Here is a 10,597-nt window from a genome sequence, read left to right as displayed (position 1 = left end):
ATTGGAGTAATGGTCACGCAAAACTTCTAACTTAAAAGTTTCACTGTAGCGATGTTGTACGGTTTTATGCATAAATAAGAAAATATTATGCAGCAAAAAAGTGACAACCAAATCCCGTATAAGACACAATTTAGTTACGTTTCCACTGAAGTACAAGACATCCTCCTTTGGAGGAGGATAACTGCGGGAGAAGTTCTCTCGGAAAGGTAAAGTGTAGTCTACGGCAGGTGAAGACACTGTGAAGGCTAGAACAGGGGTGATTTCACACGTAATCCACTTACTGCTAGTCAGTTACAGCGACATGTGAATGTGAAGGCCTATTTGGTATTAGTACTATTAAGCGCTTTTATCTTCTTTCCAAGCCCATCCATTCCTTTCTCCTGAGCCTTTTTATAATACTCCAGCGCCTTTTGCGGATTGGCTTCTACACCAAGACCCCGTTCGTACAACTCGCCCAAGCCGTAATATCCCCATTCGTTGGGTAGGCTCTCGGTGAAGTAGTCGAATGCTTTCTTGTAATCGGGCTTCAGGGTTTCCGACCCTTGCCAGTAAATCAGACCGATACCGGCTGCCGCTTTTTTGTTTCCCCTGGCTCGGGTTCTTTCGTAATAATACAAAGCTCCTGCCGTATTGCTTTTTCGGTTTGTGAAACCTAAGTTGCAAAGGTAAATGCTCGTATCAATCTCTTTATAGAGTTCTGCGAGTGGAACTCCCTTTATAATATCTTCATCCTTATAAAAGTGAGTGGGATTAAGCCTCAAGAGCTCGCTCTTCATAAAACTGTAATGTTTCTCTTCTTTCACAAGATTAAAGTACTTCTTAGCCAACTCTTTTGCTTTATCGATATCGGGCATCGTTCCTTCGGCCAAAAATAAAACACGGGCACAGTTGTGCATGGCAGGACCATAACCCAGCTCCGCACCTTTTTTGAAGTATTCGGCAGCTTGCTTCTTTTCTTCTTCGTCCTTCTTGTCGACCGAGTAGAGAATGCCGATGCTATTGCATGAGTAGGCATCGTTCTTATCGGCAGCCATTTTGAAGAACTTCTTCGCCAATTCTATATGATTGTAGTATTCATAGTCGAGGGCGAGTTCGCGAAGTTCGTCCGCGGAAAGTTTAGTTACGTCCTTATCTTTGATCCTTTCGGTAATGGCATCACTTTCCCTTTCGTCTGCCAAGCGTTGATACTGTATAAACGCATCTTCCTTCCTCTTCTTTACGTCGTCGTTTTCGGTTGCTATCATGTAGTACGCTATCGCTGTATCTCTGTTTTTCACTACACCGGTTCCTGTTTCATACAGATAACCCATTAAATAGGCCCCACCCCACTTACCAAATTCTTCTTTCTGCTCGATGGGAGCCAACAACCCGGCAGCTTTTACTCTATCCGGCTCTGTTCCTTTGCCCCAGAAGTATAGACTTGCAAGCGAGCATATACCTCTTACGTTACCAGCATCGGCGGCAACCCGATAATAGCCAAGTGCTTCGGTATAGCTTTGATGAACTCCTTTCCCATTCTCTACATAATAACCTGCCAAGACGTTGGCTTCGGCACTGCCGTTTTTCGCTGCAATATCCAGCACATGAAATATAGCGACATCAGAGCCTCCTACCCGCACCACATCACATAGTTCTGCATTGTTAAACTGAAGTAAACGGGCTTTTGTTGTTTGTATGGCAGCTTCTATGTTTGGTTTACTAAAGTCGAAACCGCATAAAGCCAGCAACTCCTTCAAAAAAGGAGTTGTTCCTGATGGGATTCCTGCTTGCAGCGCATTCTGAAGAAATAACTGTGCCTCCATCATATAAAATGCAGCATAGTGGGGTCCCTCGTTTGAAAAAGATTCGCGAAGCATGTCATTCTGAGCAGCAATAACACTCTTCAGTGGGTCTATTTTCTTATCAAGGCTCTGACTGTAAGATATTTCGTTGTAATAGCTACGAGCCCCCTTAGTATCTTTCATTTGATAGGATAACTTTTGCGCATAATACATAAACAACAAGTAATCAATTCCTTTAGTCCTCTTTTCATTCTTGAAAGTTTGATTTATCTCTTTCAATAAAGATTTTGCTTTATCATACCTATTTGAAGCCACCTCTTTTTCGGCTTTCTTCAGCATTGAAAGTAGCTCTTTCTCTGCAGTACTTTGGGCTTGCAGATGTGATACCGGTATTAAAACCAGCGCCATTAATACGGCTAATATTACTTTTCGCATAGCTACCTATTGTTTAATAGCGTAAATTCGTATTGCTTGTTGTTGATTCGCGAAGTTGGTTGCTGTCTTCCCTGCGAAAGATCCACCACTCTATCGCGGGTATATGCATGCAACTCTCCGGTGGTAATTACACCATCCCCATTCCGATCGGCTTTTTTGTTCGACAAACCTTCCTTAAGCACGAAGGTAAACAATCCGTTTTGCCAATGGTCGCCCTCAACGGCTACTTCGGCACCACCTGCACTCGACAGGATGGTTGCCCCCACTCCCCGCCTGATATCCGAGAAGAGATCGTTCAGGAGTTCATTTACCTGTCCGGCACCAAGAGCATCTTTCTGCTTTATGCCCGCGCCTACACTTCTGAACACTACATCCGCCTGTTCGGTTTGAAGTGTATTCTGGGCTATATACTCCTCTTTATCTATCTCGCCGGAGTGGCAGGCATCTATCATCATCAACTTCTTTAATGGTTTTATTCCGTCAAGAAGCATCTCGAAGTCTTCGTACATCAATCCTCTTTCCGCAGGATTATTAAAATCCATATTCGACATAGCGAGGTAGTAATCCATACTATTATCTAACACTCCATGACCGGCATAGAACAACACGACTACGTCATTGCGTCCGGCATTCTTCAGGAAGTCTTTCACTTGCAAGACGGATTCTTTGGTGACTTCTGCATTAGCAAGCACCTTACTATATATGTTGCCATACAAGTTACTCTTATTTAATTCGTTGAAAAGCGCAGAAACATCTTTAGCATCCTTGTCGGCATAATGAAGATTATACAGCGAATTGGTGTAATTCGATACGCCTATGCTCACCAGGTATAGGTCGGACTTCTTTGTCTTAGCCTCACAAACAATTTCAAAAGTTTGCTTATATGCCTCGGCTCCCTTTGCATTCAGGCATGAAACATCCACACGATTAGTACCCGAAAGCAGTTCTAAATTAACACTTTTAAGCACCTCCTGATTGGGAGAAGCTTGTAACGGAATACCTTGAAGCCCATACACCGGCACACCATTAATCCATACAAGCAAGCGATTGAGCGCATATTTACTATCGCTTGCTTTCACTTCCAGAGCGATAGATGATGAGGTTGTCTTTGCCGGAATATCGGAGTAGTTCACGATTTCCACCGTTGGTGTATGGAAGTCATCGGATAGCATATCCTCTGTAAACTGCATCTTCCTCAGGCGTTTCTTCCAGGCTTTATGATACAGTTCAAGCGTTTGATCCGAGACAGTACCCATGCGTTCCATAACAATATCGGGGCGATTGTACTTCAAGTCAAACTGATCGTACTCGTAAACCTCGTTTCCTTTCACAAAATGTATGGCTTTCGAACAATCCTGCGATGCTTTATAGTAATTATCGGGGATGATTACAATGTACTCATTGCTATTCTCGATGGCTATGAGTTGCACAATTTCCTCGAACGTTTCGCTGTTCCATATTTTGGTGGTTCCATCGTTGGAAGTAGTAATTACAAAGCGCTTGTCGTTGGATTGTATGATAGACGTTATCTCTCCGTTATGAGCCTGAAACATCTTATAGCTTTCTTTCTCCCATCGATGCCATAGAGCAATAAAACCTTCGTGCGATCCGGCTGCTACAACCTCATCGCCCACAAAAGCGCAACTACTTACACGAGCACGGGAGAAGGGTGCATTATACTTAAACCAGATATCATTTCCCCGATTATATTGATACACAACGCCATCCTCGCCAACGGCCAATACGTTATTTCCCTCGCTATCTACGGAAACAGCAACAACAGGGACCTCCACGTTTTTAAGCAATTTCATCCCCGAGGGGTTATCAATCTCACCCATGCGCACACCACCACCATCGGTGCTTAACACAAACTTATTAGTAGCGGGCAGGAATTTAACACCATATGCAGTATAGTTTTTCTTCTCAGAAGCAAAAGAGAGTTTCTTGGAGTGTACATCTCCCACACACAATCCCTGTCTGGTAGCAGCCAACAGTTTATCTCCTTTCAGGTCGAGTGTAAAAACAGGATGTCCCGGTGTCTTAATAGAGGAGAGCAGATTGGCTTCCGTATCCCAGATGGTTATGTATTGCCCGTATCCTCCAATAAATATGCTATCGCCAAATAAGTATCCCTCAGTGCTTATTTTACTCCCATATCTCAGATAATCCTCGCCTGTTGTGGCATTCTCTATCTGCTTTTTTGTGTCATACCTATTCTTTTTTACAGGACTCACCCTGTCGTTGATGTACACTATTGAGGTGTCTTTCAACAAAAACTCTTTATGCGGTATTCGATTTATCAGCTCCATCTTTGTCAAATCCCACAATTGTGGGTTGTTCTCCATCACAAAAAGCAGTTTATCATCCTTGTGGATAGATGCATTTCCTAATGGAACTACATAACCTCTATAGTGCATCATCTTCTCTTTTGTCTGCTGGTCAAAAGCTACTATCGAGCAGTCGCGTTGTTTCTCGTAAGCAACACCTGCATATTTTTGCAAGGCAGGTCTTATTCTGGATCCAGCTATTAAGCCCATTTTTTTGCCGGTTTGCCAGTTGTAGGTACTATAAATGTATTTGTCATTATTAGCGATACCTGCCCTCGCTTTCTGCAGAAGTCCGATGCCATACAATTGTTCAGAGTTTCGCGGGTTGAATTTAATGTCCGAGAACCCCTCTTGCAAATCCACAGGCTTAAATCCGGCTATAAGTTGCTTCCCTCTTTTCAAGTCCCAAATTATAACCTTTCGCGCCATATCGGTCGAAGCCAAATACCTACCATCCGCACTAACAGTATAATCTATAATGGGGGCTGTATGACCTACTTGTATGATTGTCCTTACCGGTTCGTTGACCTCCTGAGCGGTAATACTTTGGAATGAAGGAAAAAGCATACCTATCAGTATCGTCGCAAAAAGCCTCTTCATAACTATGTTGTTTAATTATCGTCCAATGATGTAATCCATTTTTCCAAATCTGTTGCAGGGAAGTACACTTCGGGATATTTTATGTCGAGGTATTCGCTCAGGATTTCTATTTTATCGGCAGTAGTTAACTCTGGAGCATTTAGTTCTTTGATCCAATGAAGTAAAGTAGTTGATTCAATGGGAAAAATTGTCATTTCATCAGTTATCAAGGCTTGTGTCTTTTTCTCTGAATTATAGTAATACAAAGACATCTGCATACTTTGCAAAGGAATAGGGTTCCCGTCGATATTGTAAACCGAGGTGTTCAATATTAATTGTGAGCCTTCGGAGGCAAGTTTCTTATTAATGTTCTCATCACCATACCGGTAACTTATATAGAAGTAACAATTCTCATCCATCGGAAATGTGCTGCCGATGTTCACTCTCAGCTCATTTATCAGTCCCAACGTACGCCCGAAGTATTGCTTCAACTCCCGAACGCTGTTCAATGCCCCTGCACGCGAAGAAAGTTGTCCGCGAGAGAACAGATAATCGGATACGCTATTACTCTTATTCTGTTTAAAAGCATCGGACGATACTACCCGCTGCTTTGTGCAGTTACTATAGCAGAACTTCATCACCTGTTTCTTGTTTTCGTTCCAGTTTATTTTAGCCTCCGCTTCGAAAGAGTCTCCCACCCGGAGGGTTTTTCCGCCGATCACGATGTCGGGAGTATTCAGATATACAATCTTACAAAGGTCTTGCGCATTGCAAAGAACTGCGGATAAAGCGAAGAAAAAAAGCATCATTCTTTTCATAACTATATTAATTTGTGGGTTTTAACCTCCGTGTGCTGTTCAGTATTTTAAAGATGGTTTCTAAGAAAGTGAACCACGATGCAATAATCAGAATATCGAGATAAACCCCGACAAACAGGTAGCAAAGTACACAAAGCAGCATCATTATAAACGTATAACCAAACCAGGTTAGGATGATTTCTATAAAGCGGATATCGATTTTGAACAGCCGATCGGGTATTATATCCGTAAGCCCTTTGCTGAAAACAATGGCGGATGTCATGATGAAATACACCACAAAAATCAGCAGAAGCATGAGTTTGGGAATCCTGGGATCATTGTTCAATAGCGCCAGGTAGGCATTGTAGTTAATCAACACACCGGGCAGCTCGCCTACAACGGTAGTGTGTATGTCCTGTTCGAAGAAGCTTCCGATGAGAACAATCTTGTCCGCGCAGAGGGCAACGATATCTTCGTCGGCCATGCTGTTCAGTATATCTTCGCCCAGATTATAGATGGTTTTGTTGCCTTCTTCATCGTACAAGCGGGTTTCTATGAAGGGAAACGAGAGGATAACCGAGTTGACAGCCATCTTTCCGTTGAGCTTATAAGAAAAGCCTTTCCGTTCCATCTGCCCGGAAGTCAGGTCTTTCCACATATCGTATGCAAGGGTTGGCTGTCCGCGATGTATGAATTCGTATTTAAAGAAGTCGTCGACTAAGAATGTTTTTGTATAGCCCACATAAGAAGTCTTTTCGCCTGCCAGCGATCCTCCTTCGGGGTTTTCCTCGTCATCTACATGGGCGAAGCGGATTTTCTGCATCGTTTCAATCCGGTTTTCGAGCAGGGAGTCGCTATCGGTTACGTATTTTTTGTTCAAAGAAATATCGCATAAGATGTATTTGTAGCTGCTTTCTTTCCCCAGAACATCGAACAGGCGATACAGTTTACTGCGGTCTGTTATATCTATGGTTCCCATGGGGATTTCGTATTCGTCGTATATTTCCACCAATTCCTTGTCGAAGGAGACGTTGATAAGTACGACATTCTCGTCGCCCGCAGGTTGATTTATATTCAGTATTTTCTGGACTGTGTATAGCTTTCTCAGCAGCTCGTTTTCGTTGCCCCACGAATAACTTTTATTCCACAACAAGTAGCTTACTACTAATAGTAAGGTAGCGTGAAAGATACACAGCAACCATTTTAGAAGGAGTGTTTTTTGTTGTTTAATCCAATGTACAATTGTGTAAAACATGTTGTATGTGAACCGATGTTGTACAAAGGTAAAATAAAGATGCAAATATCTTCTTGTTGTTGTACAAAAAAAATATCCGCACGCATTTCCCCATAAAGAGAAACCGTGCGGATATTTATATAATTATTAGTTCCTTTTCTTACTTATATTCTTGCCAGCTCTTTATTTGCAAGTCTTCCGGTTTCATTTCGCAGAAGGCTTCGATAAAGGCACTTGCCAAACGAGCATTTGTAATCAATGGAATGTTATGGTCGATAGCTGCGCGACGAATCTTATATCCGTTCGTCAACTCCCGTTTAGAGTGATTCTTCGGTATATTTACAATCAGGTCGAACTTATGCTCAGAAATCATGCGCATTACGTTGTTCGTTGCGTCTGCTTTTTCATCCGGCCAGTAAACGGCTTCCGTATCTACACCGTTGGCATTCAAGAAGGCTGCCGTACCGGCTGTTGCGTAGATTTTGTAGTTCTTAGCACTTAGCATCCGGCTGGCATCCAGCAGGTCGACTTTCGATTTCATAGCTCCAGAAGAGAACATTACTCCTTTCTTAGGTATGTCATAACCGGTAGCAATCATCGCCGAGAGCAATGCTTCGGAGAAATCGTCGCCTATACAACCTACTTCTCCGGTAGAAGACATATCCACGCCCAGAATCGGGTCGGCTTTGTGCAAGCGAGAGAATGAGAACTGCGATGCTTTCACCCCAATCCAGTCGATGTCAAACGCCGAGTTATCGGGTTTGCTATATGGCGCGTCGAGCATGATGCGGGTTGCTGTTTCAATGAAGTTGCGTTTCAGCACCTTAGACACAAACGGGAAGCTGCGCGAAGCGCGAAGGTTGCACTCTATCACTTTAACCTCGTTGTTGCGAGCCAGGAATTGCATGTTGAATGGCCCGGAGATATTAAGTTCTTTTGCTATCTGACGACCAATCTTCTTAATGCGACGTGCCGTAGCGAAATAGATTTTCTGTGCGGGGAATACCAATGTAGCATCTCCCGAGTGTACACCGGCAAATTCTATATGTTCCGAAATAGCGTATTCTACAATTTCTCCATTCTTAGCTACGGCATCAAATTCTATTTCTTTGGTGTTTTGCAGGAATTGCGACACTACTACCGGATACTCTCTTGATACTTCAGCTGCCATTTTCAGGAAGTTTTCCAACTCTTCTTCGTCGTAGCACACATTCATCGCAGCACCCGAAAGCACATACGAAGGACGCACCAGCACCGGATATCCTACCTTATCTACAAAAGCTTTCACATCGTCCAAGCTGGTAAGTTCTTGCCAAGCCGGCTGGTCAATGTTCAGTTGGTCGAGCATGGCAGAGAATTTATTACGATTCTCGGCACGGTCGATAGATACGGGAGAGGTTCCCAGGATAGGCACCGACTGGCGATGAAGTTTCATAGCCAGGTTGTTGGAGATTTGTCCGCCTACCGATACAATAACACCGCCCGGTTGTTCCAGGTCAATCACGTCGAGTACACGCTCAAACGAGAGTTCATCGAAGTAAAGACGGTCGCACATATCATAGTCGGTCGATACAGTCTCGGGATTATAGTTTATCATGATGGATTTGTATCCCAACTTGCGCGCGGTCTGTACGGCATTTACCGAGCACCAGTCAAATTCCACCGAACTACCAATGCGGTACGCTCCCGAGCCGAGTACCACTACCGATTTTTCGTTTTTGTAGTAGTTCACGTCATATCCCTGCACAGCATAAGTCATGTAGAGATAGTTCGTTAGGCTTGGGTCTTCGGATGCAATGGTGTTGATACGTTTCACGGCAGGAAGGATGCCCAATTCCTTACGGCGGGCACGGATGGCGAGATTTTCTTTCTCCATGTTGCCTTCCGGATTCAATACGATGCGGGCTATCTGGAAGTCAGAGAAGCCAAGTACTTTTGCTTCGCGCAACACATCAGCCGGAATCTCTTCAACCGAGTTGTACGCTGCGAGTTTTATCTTATAATCTACAATATTCTTTAGTTTGCCCAAGAACCAAGGGTCTATCTTGGTAAGATCGTGAATGCGCTCAATGCTATAACCTTGTTCCATGGCTTGTGCAATGGCAAATACGCGCAGGTCGGTAGGACAAGAAAGTTCCTTATCTAAATCTTCGAATTCCAAGTCATTGCCCACAAAACCGTGCATACCTTGTCCGATCATGCGCAATCCTTTCTGAATAATTTCTTCGAAAGAGCGGCCGATAGACATAATCTCGCCTACCGATTTCATACTTGAACCAATTTCGCGCGATACACCGGCAAATTTGGTTAAGTCCCAACGTGGTATTTTACAAATAAGGTAATCGAGTTGTGGAGCAACATACGCCGAGTTAGGTGTTCCCATTTCGCCAATCTGGTCGAGTGTGTACCCTAATGCTATTTTAGCAGCTACAAATGCCAGTGGATAACCGGTTGCTTTGGATGCCAACGCCGACGAACGGCTCAAACGGGCATTTACTTCAATTACGCGGTAGTCGTCGGTTTCCGAATTGAACGCGTATTGTATGTTACACTCCCCTACGATTCCCAGGTGACGAATACATTTGGTAGAAAGTTTCTGCAACATATCCAGCTCTTTATCATCGAGCGAGCAGGTAGGTGCTACCACAATAGATTCGCCTGTGTGAATTCCCAGTGGGTCGAAGTTCTCCATGCTTGCCACCGTAAAGCAATGGTCGTTCGCATCGCGGATAACCTCAAATTCTATTTCTTTCCAACCTTTAAGTGATTCTTCTATCAAAATTTGTTTAGAGAAGGCAAATGAGCTCTCTGCCAAAGCAATAAACTCTTCTTTGTTCTGTACAATACCACTACCCAATCCGCCAAGAGCATAAGCCGAACGAATCATAATGGGGAAACCAATACGTTCTGCCGCTGCTATAGCCTCTTCCATAGATTCTACGGCTTGACTTATAGGCGTTTTCATCTCAATTTCGTCCAGTTTTTTAACGAAGAGATTACGGTCTTCGGTGTACATGATGGCATCTACCGAAGTACCAAGTACCCGCACACCATATTTTGCCAATATACCATTTGTATATAGCTCTGTTCCGCAGTTCAGCGCAGTTTGCCCGCCAAATGCCAGCAAAATACCATCGGGTCTTTCCTTCTTAATGATTTCTTCTACGAAATAGGGAGTTACCGGTAGAAAATAAACGGTGTCTGCAATACCCTCTGATGTTTGAATCGTAGCGATGTTCGGGTTTACAAGTACCGAACTAATCCCTTCTTCCTTTAATGCCTTCAGGGCTTGCGAACCGGAATAATCAAACTCACCTGCTTGTCCAATCTTCAAGGCTCCTGAGCCGAGTACTAATACTTTTTTCAACTGTTCTTCCATTTCTTCTATACTTATTTAATTTGTTTCGAGTTTGCAGACAAAAAAAATGCGTTACCCCTTGCGAA

5 protein-coding genes are annotated in these 10,597 nt (G+C 43.5%); all 5 read right to left on the bottom strand.

Annotated elements, in window-relative coordinates:
- Window positions 1-317: 317 nt before the first annotated feature.
- Window positions 318-2,216: a tetratricopeptide repeat protein gene (locus D0T50_RS09495; protein WP_163223292.1), complete on the bottom strand. Its 1,899-nt coding sequence runs from the start codon at window positions 2,214-2,216 to the stop codon at window positions 318-320.
- A 2-nt stretch (window positions 2,217-2,218) separates the two neighbouring features.
- A complete protein-coding gene (locus D0T50_RS09490; protein WP_163223291.1) occupies window positions 2,219-5,143 on the bottom strand; it encodes a caspase family protein in 2,925 nt (974 codons plus the stop codon).
- 11 nt (window positions 5,144-5,154) lie between these two features.
- Window positions 5,155-5,940 (bottom strand): hypothetical protein, encoded by a 786-nt coding sequence (locus D0T50_RS09485; protein WP_163223290.1) that lies wholly within the window; start codon window positions 5,938-5,940, stop codon window positions 5,155-5,157.
- Between the two features lie 7 nt (window positions 5,941-5,947).
- Entirely contained in the window at window positions 5,948-7,174 is a 1,227-nt protein-coding gene (locus tag D0T50_RS09480; protein ID WP_163223289.1) for a CHASE2 domain-containing protein, read from the bottom strand.
- Window positions 7,175-7,313: 139 nt separating this feature from the next.
- A complete protein-coding gene (gene carB / locus D0T50_RS09475; protein WP_163223288.1) occupies window positions 7,314-10,532 on the bottom strand; it encodes a carbamoyl-phosphate synthase (glutamine-hydrolyzing) large subunit in 3,219 nt (1,072 codons plus the stop codon).
- Between the last annotated feature and the right edge of the window lie 65 nt (window positions 10,533-10,597).

Source organism: Bacteroides sp. 214, from assembly GCF_010501015.1.
In the GTDB taxonomy this organism is placed as follows: domain Bacteria; phylum Bacteroidota; class Bacteroidia; order Bacteroidales; family Bacteroidaceae; genus Bacteroides.
The sequence above is the reverse complement of the archived record's forward strand: the minus strand, read 5'-3'. Positions and strand labels throughout refer to the sequence as shown.

Excerpts from the sequence above, each read along its gene's own strand:
- D0T50_RS09495 (WP_163223292.1), bottom strand. The coding sequence starts at position 2,216 with ATGCGAAAAGTAATATTAGCCGTATTAATGGCGCTGGTTTTAATACCG.
- D0T50_RS09490 (WP_163223291.1), bottom strand. The coding sequence starts at position 5,143 with ATGAAGAGGCTTTTTGCGACGATACTGATAGGTATGCTTTTTCCTTCA.
- D0T50_RS09485 (WP_163223290.1), bottom strand. The coding sequence starts at position 5,940 with ATGAAAAGAATGATGCTTTTTTTCTTCGCTTTATCCGCAGTTCTTTGC.
- D0T50_RS09480 (WP_163223289.1), bottom strand. The coding sequence starts at position 7,174 with ATGTTTTACACAATTGTACATTGGATTAAACAACAAAAAACACTCCTT.
- carB (WP_163223288.1), bottom strand. The coding sequence starts at position 10,532 with ATGGAAGAACAGTTGAAAAAAGTATTAGTACTCGGCTCAGGAGCCTTG.